At 34.9% G+C, this 17770-nt stretch carries 17 protein-coding genes; 15 read left to right on the top strand and 2 right to left on the bottom strand.

Features of this window, described 5'->3' with window-relative positions; genetic code table 11:
* Positions 1 to 6 precede the first annotated feature (6 nt).
* The 10 genes from CGC58_RS05980 to CGC58_RS05935 all read left to right on the top strand — a co-directional run bounded on the left by CGC58_RS05980 (position 7) and on the right by CGC58_RS05935 (position 12867).
* Positions 7 to 1653 (top strand): DUF4836 family protein, encoded by a 1647-nt coding sequence (locus CGC58_RS05980; RefSeq protein ID WP_157909213.1) that lies wholly within the window; start codon positions 7 to 9, stop codon positions 1651 to 1653.
* A 2-nt stretch (positions 1654 to 1655) separates the two neighbouring features.
* Positions 1656 to 2288, top strand: a complete 633-nt coding sequence (locus CGC58_RS05975) for an ATP-binding cassette domain-containing protein (RefSeq protein WP_232748869.1) — start codon at positions 1656 to 1658, stop codon at positions 2286 to 2288.
* Positions 2289 to 2308: 20 nt separating this feature from the next.
* Entirely contained in the window at positions 2309 to 3493 is a 1185-nt protein-coding gene (locus CGC58_RS05970; protein ID WP_095895797.1) for an ABC transporter permease family protein, read from the top strand.
* A gap of 148 nt (positions 3494 to 3641) precedes the next feature.
* Entirely contained in the window at positions 3642 to 5768 is a 2127-nt protein-coding gene (locus CGC58_RS05965) for a prolyl oligopeptidase family serine peptidase (protein ID WP_095895796.1), read from the top strand.
* Positions 5769 to 6108: 340 nt separating this feature from the next.
* A complete protein-coding gene (gene porK, locus CGC58_RS05960; RefSeq protein ID WP_095895795.1) occupies positions 6109 to 7482 on the top strand; it encodes a T9SS ring complex lipoprotein PorK/GldK in 1374 nt (457 codons plus the stop codon).
* 83 nt (positions 7483 to 7565) lie between these two features.
* Entirely contained in the window at positions 7566 to 8231 is a 666-nt protein-coding gene (gene porL / locus CGC58_RS05955) for a type IX secretion system motor protein PorL/GldL (RefSeq protein ID WP_095895793.1), read from the top strand.
* A gap of 37 nt (positions 8232 to 8268) precedes the next feature.
* Positions 8269 to 9840, top strand: a complete 1572-nt coding sequence (gene porM, locus CGC58_RS05950; RefSeq protein ID WP_095895791.1) for a type IX secretion system motor protein PorM/GldM — start codon at positions 8269 to 8271, stop codon at positions 9838 to 9840.
* 13 nt (positions 9841 to 9853) lie between these two features.
* The gene (porN, locus tag CGC58_RS05945; RefSeq protein ID WP_095895789.1) at positions 9854 to 10753 is read left to right on the top strand and encodes a type IX secretion system ring subunit PorN/GldN; all 900 of its coding nucleotides are present in this window, start codon (positions 9854 to 9856) and stop codon (positions 10751 to 10753) included.
* Positions 10754 to 10843: 90 nt separating this feature from the next.
* Positions 10844 to 11893 carry an NAD(P)/FAD-dependent oxidoreductase gene (locus tag CGC58_RS05940; protein ID WP_095895787.1) on the top strand — a complete coding sequence of 350 codons (1050 nt, stop codon included), beginning with the start codon at positions 10844 to 10846 and terminating at the stop codon, positions 11891 to 11893.
* Between the two features lie 29 nt (positions 11894 to 11922).
* The gene (locus CGC58_RS05935; protein WP_095895785.1) at positions 11923 to 12867 is read left to right on the top strand and encodes a 2-hydroxyacid dehydrogenase; all 945 of its coding nucleotides are present in this window, start codon (positions 11923 to 11925) and stop codon (positions 12865 to 12867) included.
* A 47-nt stretch (positions 12868 to 12914) separates the two neighbouring features.
* Here CGC58_RS05935 and CGC58_RS05930 read toward each other — a convergent pair whose 3' ends face one another.
* Both CGC58_RS05930 and CGC58_RS05925 read right to left on the bottom strand, forming a co-directional pair.
* Positions 12915 to 13961, bottom strand: coding sequence for an inorganic phosphate transporter (locus CGC58_RS05930; RefSeq protein ID WP_095895783.1), 1047 nt, complete (start codon positions 13959 to 13961; stop codon positions 12915 to 12917).
* Positions 13962 to 14011: 50 nt separating this feature from the next.
* A complete protein-coding gene (locus CGC58_RS05925; protein ID WP_095895781.1) occupies positions 14012 to 14479 on the bottom strand; it encodes a DinB family protein in 468 nt (155 codons plus the stop codon).
* A 182-nt stretch (positions 14480 to 14661) separates the two neighbouring features.
* Here CGC58_RS05925 and queD point away from each other — a divergent pair, with 182 nt between their 5' ends.
* From queD to CGC58_RS05900, 5 genes are all read left to right on the top strand, one after another.
* Positions 14662 to 15114 (top strand): 6-carboxytetrahydropterin synthase QueD, encoded by a 453-nt coding sequence (gene queD, locus CGC58_RS05920; RefSeq protein WP_095897133.1) that lies wholly within the window; start codon positions 14662 to 14664, stop codon positions 15112 to 15114.
* A 223-nt stretch (positions 15115 to 15337) separates the two neighbouring features.
* A complete protein-coding gene (locus CGC58_RS05915) occupies positions 15338 to 16096 on the top strand; it encodes a UDP-2,3-diacylglucosamine diphosphatase (RefSeq protein ID WP_095895779.1) in 759 nt (252 codons plus the stop codon).
* 17 nt (positions 16097 to 16113) lie between these two features.
* On the top strand, positions 16114 to 16779 hold the full coding sequence (locus CGC58_RS05910) for a spermidine synthase (RefSeq protein ID WP_095895777.1): 666 nt from the start codon (positions 16114 to 16116) through the stop codon (positions 16777 to 16779).
* Between the two features lie 109 nt (positions 16780 to 16888).
* Entirely contained in the window at positions 16889 to 17083 is a 195-nt protein-coding gene (rpsU, locus tag CGC58_RS05905; RefSeq protein WP_018278300.1) for a 30S ribosomal protein S21, read from the top strand.
* A gap of 213 nt (positions 17084 to 17296) precedes the next feature.
* Positions 17297 to 17743 carry a hypothetical protein gene (locus CGC58_RS05900; RefSeq protein WP_157909212.1) on the top strand — a complete coding sequence of 149 codons (447 nt, stop codon included), beginning with the start codon at positions 17297 to 17299 and terminating at the stop codon, positions 17741 to 17743.
* Positions 17744 to 17770: the final 27 nt, after the last annotated feature.

Here is a 17770-nt window from a genome sequence, read left to right as displayed (position 1 = left end):
AATTCAATGAAAACACTAAAGAAAATCAAATCATTAGGCTTAATTTTTTTGGGAATTGTAAGCCTGCTACTAACATCTTGTTCAAGCACTCCGGAAGGATTAAAAACAGTTCCTAACGACGCTAATTTTGTGGGAGTTGTTGATGTATATTCTCTCTACAAAAAAGGAGATTTGCAACAAGTTAGAAACTTTGAGGCGTTCAAAATGTTGCAAAAGGAAATTAGAAGCGAAAGCAAAAATATTTCTGATTTCATTGACCAAATTCTCGAAGACCCCACAAAAACAGGTATAAACCTGAAAAAAGATGTGTTTTTTTACAACGTCGGAGACTTCAAGGAAGGTCAAACCGCTTGTATCTCTTTTGAACTCAGCAGCGAAGCGGATTTTTCTAAATTTCTTCAAAAAATATTGGATGAGACCAAAATGGAATTAGAAATAAAAAAATCTGAAAAGTATAGTTATATAAATTATACAACTACGACTATTGCTTGGGATAAAGATAAGGCTTTGATTGTGAGTGATACGAGATATGGAAATCAGGACGAGTCGGAAAAATATGTTTCAAAATTGATGAATTTGCCTGCGAGTGAACAAATCTCAAAAGATTCATCATTTAAAAAATTCTATCAAGATAAAAAAGATGTGAGTTTTTGGTTAGGAATGCAAAAGCTTCAGGAACAAGCTTTTGGAACGAATCTTTTTCAAGAATTAGGTTATGACTTCACGGATTCATATTTGTCTCTCTTTTTGTCGTTTGAAGATAAGTATATCTCCTTGAAAACCAATTTTCAACCTGGTGAAGAATATGCAAAACGCTTGAAAGAATATGATATGTATGGAAAATCTTTCAATAAAGATTTGTTCAAATTCCTACCTAAACAGACGTACATAACATCGGGTATGACAATTAATCCGCAAGGATTTTATAAATATCTGGGAGATTTAAAGCATTTCAGTTTTATTGAAGAACAAATAAATGAAAACAAATTTGGGTTTACTCTCAAAGAAATATTTGATGGTTTGGGCGGAAGTGTCTTGTTCAATCTTTCTGGTTTTGAGAAAATTAAATATACTCGCGAAAAATTTTGGTATGAGTACGAAAACCAAGATGAAAGACAAGAAGGCGAACTTATTGAGGATGAAAGATTGTTTCCGATAATGGGATTGGTTTTGGATTTAAACGGAAGCCAAGCTGTTGAAAAAATACTTCAAGTAGTTGGGGATGAAGTTGAAAAAACAGAAGATTACTATTATTTCTTATTTGATGGAAAATATCCGTTATATTTTACATTTAACGATAAGCTTTTCTTCATTACAAGTAGTGAAAAAGGCATTAAAAGCTTCAAAAACGGAGGATTGCCTTCGGATAATTTGAAAGAAACAGAAATAGCTTCTCAAATTTCAAAGCATTCAGTGTATTATTACTTGAATTTGAATTATGATGAATATCCGGAATTACTCAGAAAAGAACTGAATTTCACGCGAAACGAAGAAGTGTCCAGAATTTGGATTGATATTTTAAAAGAAGCTGAATTTAAACAAATTGATAATTATTCAGGAGAATTAATCATCAGATTTAAGAAGGAAGGTAACAGCTTGAACACCATTTTACAAGGAGTTGACCAAACCAGTAGAAATGTCTTAAAAATCTGAAAATGAACATTGAACTTAATTACATAAAACCTATTTATATGTCAGAAGGAGAAATCACTCCTTCTGATATTTATTTACAGAAACAGGTTTTGTTTGAAAAAGGTAAGAAATATCTCATCAAAGCTCAGTCAGGACACGGAAAAACTTCATTTTTAAATTTTATTTACGGAAGTAGTTTTCATTACGAAGGAAGCATAAAATACGATGGGGTTTTTAGTAAAAAAGACGTTTTTGAACTCAGAAAGAATAAATTGAGTTATGTTTTTCAGGATTATAAACTTTTCCCAAGCCTGACAGCTTATGAGAACATACAACTCAAAAACGACCTTACGCAACACAAAACCGAACACGAAATTAACACTCTGATTGACCGTGTTTTACTATCTCACAAACGAGACACATTAGTACAAAATCTCTCGCTCGGGCAACGCCAACGAATTGCAATTATAAGGGCTTTGTGCCAACCTTTTGATTATTTGCTTTTAGATGAGCCTTTTAGTCACTTAGATAATAAGAATATTGAAATTCTTGCAGAAATCATAAGTCAAGAGCTTCAAAATCAAGGAGCGAGCCTAATTATGACTTCACTTGAGTTAAGTCAGGTTTTTGAATTTGATAGAATCTTGAATTTGTAAAACGTTTATTTTCAGCAAAAATGCTTCTTAAATTACAAAAAAGTACCTTAGTCAAGTCGCAAATTATAGGATATGCCCTCACATTATTTGTTGGGGTGGTTATTGTGTTGATTACCATTCAGTTGTATTTTGACGTACGTCCATTACTTGAGCAACAGTCCGATGTGTTTAAAAATCAAACGGTTGTTATCAGCAAAAATGTATCTATCTTTAAATCAACTAATAAAGATAGAATTTATTTTACAGAAAATGATATTCAAGAGCTTCAAAAACAAGATTTTATAAGCGATGTAGCGGCTTTTAATAATGCGTCGTTTAAAATAGGAGCTTTTACCAAACAAACAAACGAACTTCCCCGATTTTACACAGATTTGTTTTTTGAAAGTATTCCTGACAAATATTTAGATGTACAGCCCGAAGAATGGCAATGGGATGTTTCCCAAGATTTTGTTCCGATAATTATTCCTGAAAATTATTTGAGTTTGTACAATTTTGGATTTGCTGAAAGTCAGGGACTTCCTGTTCTTTCAAAAAATATGATTTCGCAAATTCAGTTTAATATTGAAGTGGAAGGAAACGGAAGAACCAAGCATTTTGAAAGTAAAATTGTTGGGTTTTCTAACAAAATTAATTCGATATTGGTTCCTGATGAATTTTTGCGTTGGGCAAATGTGGAATTTGGTAGGGGAGATGGAGATAAAATTAATCGTTTGCTGATTGATTTTAAAAATCCGTCTGATGAAAGAATTTTACAATTTTTCAATGAAAATAATTATTCTATCAATAAAGATGAATTAGAATTTGGGAAAATGGTGTTTTTCTTCAAAACTGCATTGTTTTTTGTATTTTTTATAGCTTCGATAATTGTTGTTTTGTCTGTTGCGTTTATCTTATTGAGTGTTAATTTGATAATTCAGAAAAATAAAGAATTACTTTTGAATTTGTATCAAATTGGGTATAGCCATTTACGGATAGCTAAATTTTATGGTGTTGTGATTAGTGTAATTACTTTATTATCAGTTGTTTTTGCTGTTTGGGTAAGTAATTCTGTTAGAAAATTATACTTGGCAAAACTCAAAAATTTCTTTGATTTTTCGCTGCAACCCAACGAGATTTACTTCGTAAGTTTTTCGCTTTTGATTTTGTTGATTTTTATATATAACGTTTTGTTAATCAAGAATGTAAAGAAAGCTGTCGGAGCTTGATTATGGCGATAAATCATTTTTCCGTGCTGGCGTGTGGATTTTTATTTTCAGAAAAAAGTTAATATCTTCGGCACGAAAAAAATGTATTCAAGAATATTCTTGAACCAAATTGAAGATGAATTTTAATAAATAAATAGGAGATTTGAATATGCAAAAAAGAATAATTCCTTTAGGAAGTTTGCTTTTGATGGTGGCTTGCCAAAATACGCAACAATCAGAAGCTGTTAAGGTTACATATCCTGAAACTAAAAAAGTCGATACAGTTGATGTGTATTTCGGGACGGAAGTAAAAGACCCTTATCGTTGGTTAGAAGATGACAGAAGCACCGAAACTACCAATTGGGTAAAAGCTCAAAATGAAGTTACTTTCGGGTATTTATCACAAATTCCGTATAAAGAAACGATTAAAAAACGTTTGGAAAAATTATGGAATTATGAAAAAATTGGAGCACCTTTTAAAGAAGGTGATTTTACGTATTACTACAAAAACGACGGATTGCAAAATCAGAGTGTGCTTTACCGCAAGGATAAAGACGGAAAAGAGGAGGTGTTTCTCAATCCGAACGAATTTTCAAAAGACGGAACTACTTCATTAGGAGGAGTTAGCTTTTCTGAAGATGGTTCTTTGGTGGCGTATTTGATTTCCGAAGGAGGAAGCGATTGGCGTAAGCTTATCGTTATGAATGCTTTAACGAAAGAAATTGTAGGCGATACTTTGGTCGATATTAAATTCAGTGGAGCTTCTTGGAACGGAAATGAAGGTTTCTACTATTCAAGCTACGATAAGCCAAAAGGAAGTGAGCTTTCTGCAAAAACCGATACACATAAGTTGTACTATCACAAATTAGGAACTTCGCAAAAAGAAGACAAACTAATTTTTGGCGGAACACCAGAGCAAAAATATCGTTATGTTTCGGGATATGTTTCTGATGATAAGAATTATTTATTCATTTCGGGAGCGAATTCTACTTCTGGTAATAAGTTGTTTGTGAAAGATTTGAAAAACCCAAAATCTGAATTTGTTGCCATTACAGAAGATTTCAACAGTGATACACAAGTAGTAAATAACAAGGGTTCAAAATTGTTTATGGTTACAAATTTGAATGCCCCTAACGAGCGTTTGGTTAGCGTGGATGTTTCTAATCCTAAGCCTGATAATTGGAAAGATGTTATTCCTGAAACTGAGAACGTTCTGTCGGTTTCATTGGCAGGTGATTACCTTTTTGCAAAATACATCGTTGATGCTGTTTCAAAAGTGAAACAATATGATTATGAAGGAAATCTAATTCGTGAAGTGGAATTGCCCGGAGTTGGTTCAGCCGGAGGTTTTTCTGCAAAAGAAGAAGATAAAGAAGTGTATTTTTCGTTCACAAATTACAATACACCGGGGAAAATCTATAAAATGGATTTGAATTCTGGTAAATATGATTTGTATTGGGAACCTAAAATTGATTTGAAGTCAGAAGATTATGAATCTAAGCAAGTTTTCTACACTTCAAAAGACGGTACAAAAGTTCCGATGATTATAACATATAAAAAAGGAATTAAATTAGACGGAACAAATCCTACTATATTATATGGTTATGGAGGATTTAATGTTAGTTTGACTCCATCATTTAGTGTTTCAAACGCAGTTTGGCTTGAAAACGGAGGTGTTTATGCCGTTGCTAATCTTCGAGGAGGAGGTGAATATGGGAAAAAATGGCACGATGCAGGAACAAAAATGCAAAAACAAAACGTGTTTGATGATTTTATTGCAGCAGCGGAATATCTGATTGCTGAAAAATATACGTCTTCAAATCATTTGGCAATTCACGGAGGTTCTAACGGTGGATTGTTGGTCGGAGCAACAATGACGCAACGCCCTGATTTGATGAAAGTAGCGTTGCCGGCAGTTGGTGTGTTGGATATGCTTCGTTACCATACATTTACGGCGGGTGCTGGTTGGGCTTACGATTACGGAACTGCCAATGATAGCAAAGAAATGTTTGAGTATTTGAAAAAATATTCACCAATTCACAATGTAAAAGAAGGAGTTGCATATCCTGCAACGATGGTAACCACAGGTGATCACGATGATCGTGTGGTACCGGCACATAGTTTTAAGTTTGCAGCAGAATTACAAGCTAAGCAATCCGGGAATAATCCTGTTCTTATTCGTATAGAAACCAATGCAGGACACGGAGCCGGAACGCCTATAAGCAAACTAATAGAACAAGCTGCGGATATGCAGTCTTTCATCCTTTGGAACGTAGGTGTTAAAGAGCTGAAATAGCAAAAACATAGAAACAATTGAGAAAAGCAACCGTTATTCGGTTGCTTTTTTCTGTAAAAATTAGTTTTTTTCTTGTGAAAATAAAGCTAAATTTTACTCTTTAAGAAATATTTGTTGTTTGCTTCTGTATTTGTTGATAAAAAGTGCTTTTTTGTTAAAAAATAATTCAGAATATTGGTTTTCAGTGCTAAAAATTTTTAGATATCACAGGGATTAGTATTAAAGAATTCTAAATATAGTGTTAAACTTAATTCGGTAACATTAAATAAAAATGAATAGTTATTGCAGATTTCAAAATAATTATATAGGTTTGCAGCCTGAAATAATGTGAATTTAAACAATGTTTATGGCAAGGAAAATTTTTGTAATGCTACTAATGCTTACTGTAGTTTATGCGTGCGGTCGTGGTGGAGATAACAAAGGAGAACTTGTAGGCGTTAAAGGGAAGAGTTGGAAACAACCAAGACCTTATGGAATGACCCTTATTCCAAGTGGTTCTTTTATTATGGGTAGCTCCGACGACGATAAAGCAGGAAGCTTAAATGCACCTGTCAAAACAGTCAGCGTGGGATCGTTCTATATGGATGAAACAGAAATTACAAACAGTGAATATCGTCAGTTTGTTAATTGGGTGCGTGACTCCATCATCAGGACAAATCTTGCAGAATTAGCTGACGAAACGGGGCAATCTCAAGGGGGAGGAGGCATAGGTGACTATGCTTATCTGGACGCAAATACTGAGAATATGAGTGCTTACGAGCAGTACTTGCAGAACACTTACGGCGATGAGCGTAAACGTAAATTGAACAGAAAAGTAGAGCTAATTTGGGATACTAAGAAGTTTCCTGATGAGTACTATTCAGAGGTAATGGATAAAATGTATCTGCCAGAGGAAGAATCTTATAATGGAAAACGCATTATGGATGTTGAAAAATTTGTTTTCAAGTACCAATGGTTGGATATGGAAAAGGCAGCTCGTGCAAAAGGTAACAGAAAAGATTTCTTCAGAGAAGAGCTGATAAAAGTATATCCTGATACAACAGTTTGGGTTCGTGACTTTAATTATTCTTACAACGAACCAATGCATAATCAATATTTTTGGCACGAAGCTTATGGTGATTATCCTGTAGTTGGGGTTAACTGGATGCAAGCTAAGGCGTTTTGTGAATGGAGAACGTTAAATAAAAATACGTACCAAAAGGCTAAAGGGCAAGATGAAATTAATGCTTTCCGTTTGCCTATTGAGTCTGAATGGGAATATGCTGCCAGAGGAGGACTTGAAGGAGGTACATATCCTTGGGGAGGGCCTTATACTACGGATGATAGAGGTTGTTTCTTGGCTAACTTCAAGCCACTGCGTGGAGATTATGCATCAGATAATTCTTTGTACACAGTAGAAGCAAAATCGTATGAACCAAATGGTTATAATTTGTACAATATGGCTGGTAACGTATCAGAATGGACAAATACATCATACGACCCAAATTCATACGAATATATGTCAACAATGAATCCGAGTGTTATTGATGAGAAAAATAAACGTAAGGTAATTAGAGGAGGTTCTTGGAAAGATGTAGCCTATATGTTGCAAGTTAACACACGTGATTTTGAATATCAAGATTCTGCTCGTAGCTACATTGGTTTCAGAACAGTTCAAGACTTTATGGGAGTTAGTGACGGAGCAAAGAGCAAAGGAGTAAGAGGTTTTAGATAATATAGAAATTGAAATCAATTCCATTTAGTAAAGTTTAGTAAACAAAAATATAATTAAAAATAAACATTTAAATACTTAATCTTATGGCAAAAGGGAATAAAGGAAGAAAAAAAATCTTTAACGCGGTTTACAGTCTTGGAGCATCAGTTGTAATTCTTGGTGCATTGTTTAAGTTGACTCACTGGAGTCTTGGTCCTCTTAACGGAACTGTTCTGTTGGCAGTGGGGTTAATCACAGAGGCAATCATATTTTTCATTGCGGCATTTGAGCCGGTTGAAGAGGAATACGATTGGTCATTGGTTTATCCTGAGTTGGCTGGAGGTATGGCACGTCAAAACATTGCAAAATCAGCTCCTGTTCAAGAAAAAGAGGATAAATTGCTGAAAGAATCTCTTTCTGAGAAATTGGATGGTATTTTAGCAGAAGCTAAGGTTGATGCTAATTTGATGCGTACATTAGGAAAATCAATTGAGAATTTTGCTGGTGCAGCGAAAGAAATTACTCCGGTTGCAAATTCAATGGCTGCAACTCACAAGTATGGAGAAGAACTTTCATTGGCGGCTACTCAGTTGGAATCATTAAATAGTCTTTATAAATTACAATTAGAAAGAACAGAAAATCAAGTTACTGCTCAGGCAGGAGTTGTGGATAACTTAAATTCATTGAATGAGCAAATGTTGTCCTTCAAGAATAACTTGAAATCTTTGAACACAGTTTATGGGGGAATGCTGTCTGCTATGGGAAAATAATTTAGTTTTTTAATTAACAACTTAAAAAAATAATACTATGGCAGGAGGAAAATTAAGTCCCAGACAGAGGATGATTAACCTTATGTATTTGGTCTTTATCGCAATGCTTGCATTGAATATGGGTAAAGAGGTTTTGAATGCATTTGGGTTGGTCAATGAGAAATTTGAAGCGTCAAACGTAAGAGCGAAAGCTACCAATGAGGCAGCGATTGAGGCTTTAGATAATAATGCAAAAGAAAATCCTGATAAATACCAGGCAGATTACAACAAAGCTAAGGAAGTGAAGGAGTTGTCTGACAATTTCTATGAATATATTCAGAAAATCAAGGATGGTTTGAATAATGAAATTGGTCAGCAAGATAAAGCTCCTGCGGAAAGAGATTATCAGGCAATGGATAAATCTCAACACACCGATGATTTGTTCTTCTTGGGGGAAGGATATGCTAAAGATGGAAAAGAATTTGTTCAAAATATAGATGATTACAGAAACAAATTTTTGGCTATCTTGGGAGATAATCCTAAATATGCTTCTTTGGCTGAAAAAATAAAAGCTAATTTTAGCACGGAAGATGTTAAGGATAAAGATGGAGTTAAGAAAAAATGGTTAAATTACAATTTTGAAGGATTTCCTTACATCGCTTCTTTGGCTAAGTTCTCTATGATGCAATCTGATATCAGAACAAATGCTCAAGAATTCTATGGTATGTTGATGGAAGGAAACTTGAAACAACAAGTTTCAATGACTAACTATACAACCTTACTTGAGCAATCAAAAGGAGCTTATTACCAAGGTGAAAAATTTGATGGAGCTATTGTACTCGGAAGAAAAGATGCTACTACGCGTCCGAATTCTGTTGAATTGAAATTAGATGGTCGTCCGTTGTCAGCTTCTGATTACACAATTGAAGATGGTCGTGTGAAATTGAACATAGGTGCAGGAAATGCTGGTGAACACAAAATTACAGGTAGTTTACATTTTGACCAAGATGGTGAAAGAATTTCTGTACCTGTTGAGCAATCGTTCTCTACTATTCCAAAACCGAATTCTGCAGTTATTTCTGCTGATAAGATGAACGTGGTTTATCGAGGAGTATCTAACCCGATTACGATTTCAATGCCTGGAGTGCCAAACAATAAAATATCGGCTTCAGGTGCAGGTTTAAGCAGAAGTGGTAATGGCTGGGTGATGAGCCCTGGAGCTGGTCGTGAGGTAACAATCAATGTTTCAGGAGAAATAGATGGTCAAAAGTTCAGTTCTTCAAGATTGTTCCGAATCAAAAATATTCCTCGTCCATTGGCTTCAATCGGAGGACAAGTGGAAAGCGTGAAATTACCGAAGTCAAACTTAGGAGCGGCAACGATAACAGCTAAATTCGAAGATTTTGATTTTGATTTGAACACGAAAATTACCTCTTTCAAAGTTTCAATTCCTGGGCAACCAACTATTTCCGTACAAGGAAACAGAATGAATGATCAGGTGAGAAATGCTTTGAACAGAGCGAGAAAAGGAGATATAGTAAATATATTTGACATCAAAGCTGCTATTGTAGGAAATTCGGATTACAAAATGCCAACCGTTATTCCTATAAATGTTGAAATAACAAATTAGAAACTGTATTATTATGTTTAACTGGAAAAATATAGGCTTATTAGTTGTTGCAATTTTTACATCTCAAATGTCTTTTGCTCAATTTAACATCTTGAATGCAAAAGAGGTTGAGGAAATTGGACAGAAAAGTGAAGCCCAAATAGAGTCAGATAATGACAAACCATTACCTTATGGATATGTAGATGATAGGGATATCCTTTGGTCTGTGGAGGTCTGGGAAATCATTGACTTAAATGAGAGAATGAATTTTCCGCTTCTATTCCCTACCGATACGATGGACGTTGATAAATACAGACGTTCTTTGTATGATGTTTTGGTAAAGAATATGAAGAATGGAAAGTTAAAAGATACCTATGCTGATTCTTATTTTACAGAGAAAAGAACATATGATCAGCTAAGTAGTGCCCTATCTAAAATTGATACATTATCAGCGGGTTATGATCAGCTAAACGCTGGGGAAGCAATCGACCCGGTGAATATCACTAAGAGAGATTTGACTGCTGGTGATATAGTTCAATATCGCATCAGAGGACTTTGGTACTTCGACAAACGTCAAGGAGAGCTAAAATATAGATTATTGGGAATTGCTCCGGTAGCTCCGGATGTACACTATGTTGATTCTGAGGATGCTCAAAATAGGTTGGTAGAGTTATTTTGGGTGTTTTATCCAAAAGCAAGAGAGATTCTGCACGAGGCGAAAACATTCAACCGAAAAAATAACGCAAGACCAATGTCATTTGATCATTTGTTGAACGCAAGGTTGTTCAGTGCCGTAGTTTACAAGGAGGCGAATGTGTATGGTGATAGAAAAATTAGAGACTATCTGCCTGATAACTCACTTTTCCAGCTCTTGGAATCGGATAAAATTAAAGAATCTGTTCGTGATAAAGAACAAGATATGTGGGCGAACTAATTTAAATTCACAGAAATATCCATAGAACTGTTTTAAAACATAGCTGTTTTAAAACAGTTTTTTTTTGAAAGATTAAACTTTTTAACTTATATGTTTGATTTTATTGTAGTTGGTGCCGGATTAGCAGGTGTTTCTTTTTGCAATGTGTTGGAACAAAACGGTAAATCATTTTGTTTGATTAGCGATAATTCCCAGATAGCAAGTTTGGTTGCAGGAGGTGTTTACAATCCTGTTGTTTTAAAGCGATTTACGGCGGTTTGGAAGGCCAATGAGCAAATGAGTCTGTTGAGTTCTTTTTATGGTGAAATTGAAAAGAAAATCAACAGAAAAATTAATATCTCAATCCCTATTTTAAGAAAGTTTACCTCGGTGGAAGAACAAAATAATTGGTTTTGTGCCTCCGACAAAGATGTGCTTTCTGCGTATTTGAGTCCTGAAATAATTTCGGAAAATAACAAATGTATTCAAGCTCCTTTTGGATTTGGTAAAGTGCTTAATACGGGTAGATTAGATGTAAAAACCTATCTGCAAGAATGCACGAAACGATGGAAAGATGAGAGTGTATTTCACCAAAGAAGGTTTGATTATCAGGAGCTTGAGATAAATTCAAATAAGGTTAGTTATCAAGGCGTCTCTGCTCGAAATTTGGTGTTTTGTGAAGGATATGGCGTTGTGCAAAATCCGTTTTTCAATTATCTCCCGATGAAGCCTTGTAAGGGAGAAACTTTGACATTTTATGCTCCTGATTTACAACTTGATGAGATTGTGAAGAGCGATGGGGTGATTCTGCCCATCGGGGATGATTTTTACAAAATAGGAGCTACATACGAGTGGAACGACCTGAGTGATACGATTACAGAAAAAGCAAAAAATGAGCTTTTGGAGAAACTTAATAAATTGATTTCGTGTAAGTATGAAATTACGGAGCAGGAGGCATCCGTTCGGCCAACGGTATCCGACCGCAGACCATTAGTAGGTAAACATCCTGATTATCAAAATATTTGGATTCTGAATGGTTTGGGTACGCGAGGCGTAATGAACGCTCCTTTTGTTGCAAAAAAACTTTATGAAATGGTTTATGAAAACAAACCAATTGATAAGGAAATGAATGTGGAAAGATATAAAAAGTATAAAGTTTGATTTTTGAAAAGTTTTAAAGTTAAAATGATATGAAAATACTTCATTTGGATACAAATCATCCGTTGATGATTGCCCAACTTGCCGAGAATGGGTTTGAAAATTATGAAGATTATAAAAGTTCCAAGAGCGAAATCGAGTCAAAAATACATTTGTATGATGGCATCATACTCCGAAGTCGTTTTTCAATTGACCGAAGTTTTATAGAAAAAGCTACAAATCTGAAGTTTATAGCAAGAGTAGGAGCAGGATTGGAGAATATTGATTGTGAATTTGCTGAAAGTAAGGGGGTTATGCTGATTTCTTCTCCTGAAGGAAACCGAAATGCTGTGGGAGAACACACATTAGGAATGTTATTGGCGTTACTCAACAAATTCAAAAAAGCAAATACGGAAATTGAAAGAGGAAAATGGTTACGTGAGGAAAATCGTGGTTGGGAATTGGATTACAAAACCGTGGGAATCATTGGTTATGGAAATATGGGAAAATCCTTTGCTAAAAAGCTCAAAGGCTTTGATTGTAAGGTGATTTGTTACGATATAAAACCCAATGTGGGAGATGAAAATGCCACACAAGTTTCATTGGAAGAATTTTTCAGCCAAGCAGAAGTTGTAAGTTTGCATACGCCGCAAAATCCGCTGACAATGAGGATGGTAAATACAGATTTTATTAATAAATTTTCGAATCCGTTTTGGTTTTTGAACACGGCACGAGGTAAAAGCGTGGTTACGGACGATTTGGTAAGTGCTTTAAAATCAGGTGAAATACTTGGTGCGGGATTAGATGTTTTGGAATATGAAAAGTCGTCGTTTGAAGATTTTTTCACAGAAGATAATTTTCCTGAAGCATTTAGATACTTGTTAGAAGCTGACAATGTGATTCTTACACCCCATATTGCCGGTTGGACTATGGAGAGCAAAGAGAAATTAGCTCAAGTTATCGTGGATAAAATTGTTGAAAATTTTAAATCGAAATAAAAATAAGTAAAAAGTGATAAGGTGAGTACGCTTTGTCACTTTTTTGATTAATGATTGTGTATAAATCCGCCCATATCAGCAAGATAAATCAATAAAAGCGATAGCAAAAAAGAGATGATTGGGGCAATCATCCACATCGTGAAAAAGCGTTTTACTTGGGTTTTGTTAAAGATGTTTTTAGTTCCCATTTTTGCAACACCAATTCCTAAAATGGCAGCTACATTCACTTGTACCAGTGATGAGGGAATTCCTTTTGTTACAGAAGCTAAAAGAAGTAAACTTCCTGAAATAAAGGCAATTATAACCGCTTCAAATTTCCCGAAAAGGATTATTTCTTTTCCTGTGTTTTTTACAATTTTATGACCGAACAAAGAACTTCCAATACCAAAACAAGGTGCAACTATTAATGAAGAAAGTATCAAAATAACCATAAAATCATTTTCATTTTGTAGTCCTAACTCATTGATAGTCATTGCTGCAATAGGTCCTGCACCATTAGCAACGTTGTTCGAACCGATGGAGAAAGAAACATAGATTGACATTACAATCAGAATGGTATTCCAAACGGGTTTAAGATTTTCATTTTGAGCTCTTTGCATAGTAAATCCTCTTCTCCGCATTGGTTTGTAGATGTATTTCCCGCATAAATAACTCAAGAAGTACGAAATAACGGGAAGAATAAACCAAGCGGGAATGATTTCATAAAAAAGCTTTCCTGAGTCTAATTTGTTGAAATACAGTGAAGGAGCTGCAAAAGCAAGGACAGCCGCCTGGCTTGTTGACTGAGGAATTCCTGAAATGTTGGCTATCAAAAGTGTTATCGCAACGGAGAGTAAAGCTACTGATACAACAGTGAAAGTCATATAGTTAGCTGGTAAAATGCCATTTCCCATTGTTGTAGCCGTATTCTTACCGGCAACAAAAGCTCCCAAAAAAACCGCAATACCGAAAATACCCGGAATTAAGCTCCTTCGTATAACATTCGCCCCATAACTTGCAGAAAATGCGGGTGCTGTACCACTTCCGCCCATAGTTATGGCAAGAGCCATCGCGATGAGATACGGTATTAGTAATTGGTTATAAATGGGTGACATCTCTTTCTCTTCAAATCTTTAAATAAATGATAAAATGTTGGTTTTGAGTTTTAAAGAAAGTAATTCAATGCAATTACCGAACCTAAATGCATACTTTCGTGAGTGTTGTTAAAGTTGATTGCATCTTCTACGGAATTGAGTTCAAATCCGTAGCTGGTCATATAGGGACTGAATTCTTTAAAAACACCTTTTTCGTAGTCTTTTTGGAGTTGTTCTTGTGTAGAGAGAAGCAATTCTTTCAAATTTTTGATTTCTTCATCTGAAGGAATATGCTCATCAGGAGCGGTTCCTTTTCTGTAAGTATTTATAAATTCATCAGAAACTAAAGGGGTGATTCCGCTGAGTTTGTAGCACAAAAGTTGCTGAGTTACAACGCAATGAGCGATGTTCCAGAAAACGTTATTGCGGAATTTATTCGGGATTTTTGCTAATTTTTCAGGTGATAGATTTTCTAAGTAATTTAAAAGGTTTGAACGTGTGGCTTTATGCAGTTCAAAGGTTTGTTTTGTTAGTAACATAATTTGTTCTAATAGGTTATTGTCGCAAAAATAGGAAAATTTAATGGATAATTGATGTTTTGTAGTGAAAAAGTTTAGAAAAAGAAGAATATTTGTTTTGAGTTATTCTCTTCAAAAAGATGAATATTTTGCTACATTCACCTTTTTTCGCTACTTTTACGGCTTCAAACCGATTTGAAAAAATGACAAAAATACGCATTACCAAAAAATTTGAGTTCGAGGCGGGGCACGCTTTGTATGGTTACGACGGAAAATGTAAAAACCTGCACGGACATAGTTATAAATTGCACGTTACGGTAATTGGCACGCCTATTGATAACCCCAACGACGTAAAACACGGAATGGTGATTGATTTTGGTGATTTGAAACGCATCGTAAAGCGGGAAATTATTGACGAATTCGACCACGCGATGATTTTTAACGCCAATTCGCCGCATTTGGAGTTGGCAAATGAACTCAAAGCCAAAGGACATCACATCATTTTGGTGGATTATCAGCCCACGAGCGAAAATCTGGTGGTAGATTTTGCCGAGCGTATCAAAAAATACCTGCCTGAAAACGTTGCGTTGTTCTCACTTCGTTTGCAAGAAACCGAAAGCTCTTACGCCGAATGGTTTGCTTCGGACAATCCGTAAGAATAGGCATAGGGCAATAGGCATAAGAGAATAGGCAATAGATAGAAGATGTTTGTTAATAGACTATTGCTGTAATGACTTCGGAAATATTTTCTGTTAATGACACAAGCAGAATAACTATTCATTGCTAATTGTTCCTTGCTAATTGTTCCTTGCTAATTGTTCCTTGGTTCTTTGTCCTTGTTCCTTGTTTTTTATCCTTTAAACTTTATCCTTTTAAACTTTGAACATAGAATTACTTTCCGGCAAAAAGATTTATTTCGCTTCTGACAATCATTTGGGAGCACCTGATTTCGTGGCAAGTCGTCCGCGGGAATTGGCTTTTGTGGATTGGCTCGGCAAGATTGAAGCAGATGCAGGAGCGATTTTTCTGCTTGGGGATTTGTTCGATTTTTGGTTCGAATACAAAACCGTAGTTCCGAAGGGATTTGTGCGAACGTTAGGTAAGTTGGCATCGTTGACGGATAAAGGAATCCCAATTTATTTCTTCGTTGGGAATCACGATTTATGGATGGGTGATTATTTTCAAAAAGAATTGAATATCCCTGTTTTTTATAAACCGCTGGAATTTGAATGCAACGGGAAACGCTTTCTCGTGGGGCACGGCGACGGACTCGGACCAGGCGACAAAGGCTTTAAACGAATGAAAAAAGTGTTTACCAATCCGGTGGCAAAATGGCTGTTCCGTTGGTTGCATCCGGATATCGGGGTGCGATTGGCACAATATCTTTCGGTAAAAAATAAACTGATTTCAGGTGATGAAGATGTAAAATTCTTGGGAGAAGACAACGAATGGTTAGTGCAATACTGCAAACGGAAATTGACGCTTAAGCATTACGATTATTTTCTTTTCGGGCATCGGCATTTGCCTATGGAAATTCCGCTTTCCGATACTTCCAAATACATAAACACCGGCGATTGGATACATTATTTCACGTATGCCGTGTTCGACGGAGAGAAAATGAGTCTGGAGAAACTCTAAAATCCACAATTGTTGCGATGCTTAAAAAGCTACTCAGTTATATTATCCCTATCACGGTTCATAAGCAAAAATCCGCAATCAATAAGTCAATTGATGTGGTTCTGCGGGGTGGGCGTTTGGTGTTGGACACTCCCAATACAAATTATTCTTACGGAAGTTTACAACGAATTTTGCGATTGGGTTTGAGGAAGATAGGTTTTTCCGAAGTGCAAAAAATGCAAAACATTTTGGTTCTGGGTTTGGCAGGAGGAAGTGTTGTAAAAACTTTGGTTGATGAGGTTGGCTATACGGGAAAAATAACAGCGGTTGATATTGATGCAGAGATTGTTAATGTTGCGAAAACCTATTTTAATCTTGGCAAAATCAGTAATTTGGAAATTGTTATTGATGATGCTCAGCAGTTTGTGCAAAAAACAAAATCAAAGTATGATTTGATTATCATTGATATTTTTCAAGATGATATGATGCCTGAATTTTTGTTTTCCCAAAAGTTTATAAATCAAGCACTTTCTTTGCTGACTTCCAACGGAAAAATATTGTTCAACACAATGAAAAACAATAAAAAACAAGCTCAAAGGAACGCAGATTTTATCGAATTTTGCCAGCAAACGAATTTTGTAAAAGTAATTTCAAATGTGAAAGGAAGCAATGAACTAATAATCATTTCAAAGGAAGAAAAATAGTTTTCTTGAGGAAATTTCGTGTTTTTAAACTTGATTTTTCGTGTGAAATTTGTGAGTTTCAAAAAAAAAGTGCATATTTGCACCCCAAATGAGAGGAGGTGTATAGATTATGTTAATAATACCAGTAAAAGACGGCGAAAGCATCGACAAAGCGTTAAAACGTTACAAAAGAAAATTTGACAGAACGGGAGTTGTTCGTAAACTTCGTGAGAAACAGCATTTTACAAAAAATTCTGTGAAGAGAAGAAATGAACTACAAAAAGCTCGATACATCCAATATTTGAGAGATCAAGAGGAAGTTTAGTCATTTTAAAGATAAATTAAAATCCGTTTCTAAAACAGAAGCGGATTTTTTTGTACAAGTTTTGCAGATTAGTAAAAGATAGTAAGTTCAAGCAGAGATTTTTCTCTGCTTTTTATTTTTCTTCTTTTTCCTTTGCACTTTTTTCTTATATTTGCCTTTTGCTGAGAAGGTTATTCCTTTCTATAATAATAAACTAATTGAAAAGTAATTATGTTGTCAGAAAAAGAAATATTAAATTTGAAAAAGGAACTGAATTTGTTTTGTCAATTTCCTGATAGACCAGAACTTATTAACTCCTCACGAGAGTTTTTAGAAATATATACACGTTGTATTAATAAACTTAATCAATTGGCATTGGAAAGAAATTCTAAATATCTTGCAAAACAAACAAACGAATTGCCATTTTTTAATAATCAAGAAGTAAAACTTTTTATCTCCCAAAAAAGAAAAGAAGTCTCCTTTCTTGAAATGTTTTTTAAAGGGTTTTATATAATATATTCTTTTTTACTTGTTCGCAATACGTTTCAAAATATACAAAACAAGATGAAAAAAATGCAGTTTCTTACGAAGAGACTTATTGATTTGGTAGAAAACCCTAACTTAGAACAAGCATATACACAAGTTGAAGAAAAAACACCCAAAATCAAAAGTATTTTATAGCAAACTTTATTTATCAAACAGAAATTA

This window comes from Capnocytophaga stomatis (assembly GCF_002302635.1).
Taxonomy (GTDB): Bacteria; Bacteroidota; Bacteroidia; order Flavobacteriales; family Flavobacteriaceae; genus Capnocytophaga; species Capnocytophaga stomatis.
Note: the sequence above shows the minus strand (reverse complement) of the source record. Positions and strands in the feature narration are given on the sequence as shown.

Excerpts from the sequence above, each read along its gene's own strand:
- CGC58_RS05940 (WP_095895787.1), top strand. The coding sequence starts at position 10,844 with ATGTTTGATTTTATTGTAGTTGGTGCCGGATTAGCAGGTGTTTCTTTT.
- porN (WP_095895789.1), top strand. The coding sequence starts at position 9,854 with ATGTTTAACTGGAAAAATATAGGCTTATTAGTTGTTGCAATTTTTACA.
- CGC58_RS05970 (WP_095895797.1), top strand. The coding sequence starts at position 2,309 with ATGCTTCTTAAATTACAAAAAAGTACCTTAGTCAAGTCGCAAATTATA.
- porK (WP_095895795.1), top strand. The coding sequence starts at position 6,109 with ATGTTTATGGCAAGGAAAATTTTTGTAATGCTACTAATGCTTACTGTA.
- CGC58_RS05925 (WP_095895781.1), bottom strand. The coding sequence starts at position 14,479 with ATGTTACTAACAAAACAAACCTTTGAACTGCATAAAGCCACACGTTCA.
- rpsU (WP_018278300.1), top strand. The coding sequence starts at position 16,889 with ATGTTAATAATACCAGTAAAAGACGGCGAAAGCATCGACAAAGCGTTA.
- porL (WP_095895793.1), top strand. The coding sequence starts at position 7,566 with ATGGCAAAAGGGAATAAAGGAAGAAAAAAAATCTTTAACGCGGTTTAC.
- CGC58_RS05910 (WP_095895777.1), top strand. The coding sequence starts at position 16,114 with ATGCTTAAAAAGCTACTCAGTTATATTATCCCTATCACGGTTCATAAG.
- CGC58_RS05975 (WP_232748869.1), top strand. The coding sequence starts at position 1,656 with ATGAACATTGAACTTAATTACATAAAACCTATTTATATGTCAGAAGGA.
- CGC58_RS05980 (WP_157909213.1), top strand. The coding sequence starts at position 7 with ATGAAAACACTAAAGAAAATCAAATCATTAGGCTTAATTTTTTTGGGA.
- CGC58_RS05935 (WP_095895785.1), top strand. The coding sequence starts at position 11,923 with ATGAAAATACTTCATTTGGATACAAATCATCCGTTGATGATTGCCCAA.
- CGC58_RS05930 (WP_095895783.1), bottom strand. The coding sequence starts at position 13,961 with ATGTCACCCATTTATAACCAATTACTAATACCGTATCTCATCGCGATG.
- CGC58_RS05965 (WP_095895796.1), top strand. The coding sequence starts at position 3,642 with ATGCAAAAAAGAATAATTCCTTTAGGAAGTTTGCTTTTGATGGTGGCT.
- porM (WP_095895791.1), top strand. The coding sequence starts at position 8,269 with ATGGCAGGAGGAAAATTAAGTCCCAGACAGAGGATGATTAACCTTATG.
- queD (WP_095897133.1), top strand. The coding sequence starts at position 14,662 with ATGACAAAAATACGCATTACCAAAAAATTTGAGTTCGAGGCGGGGCAC.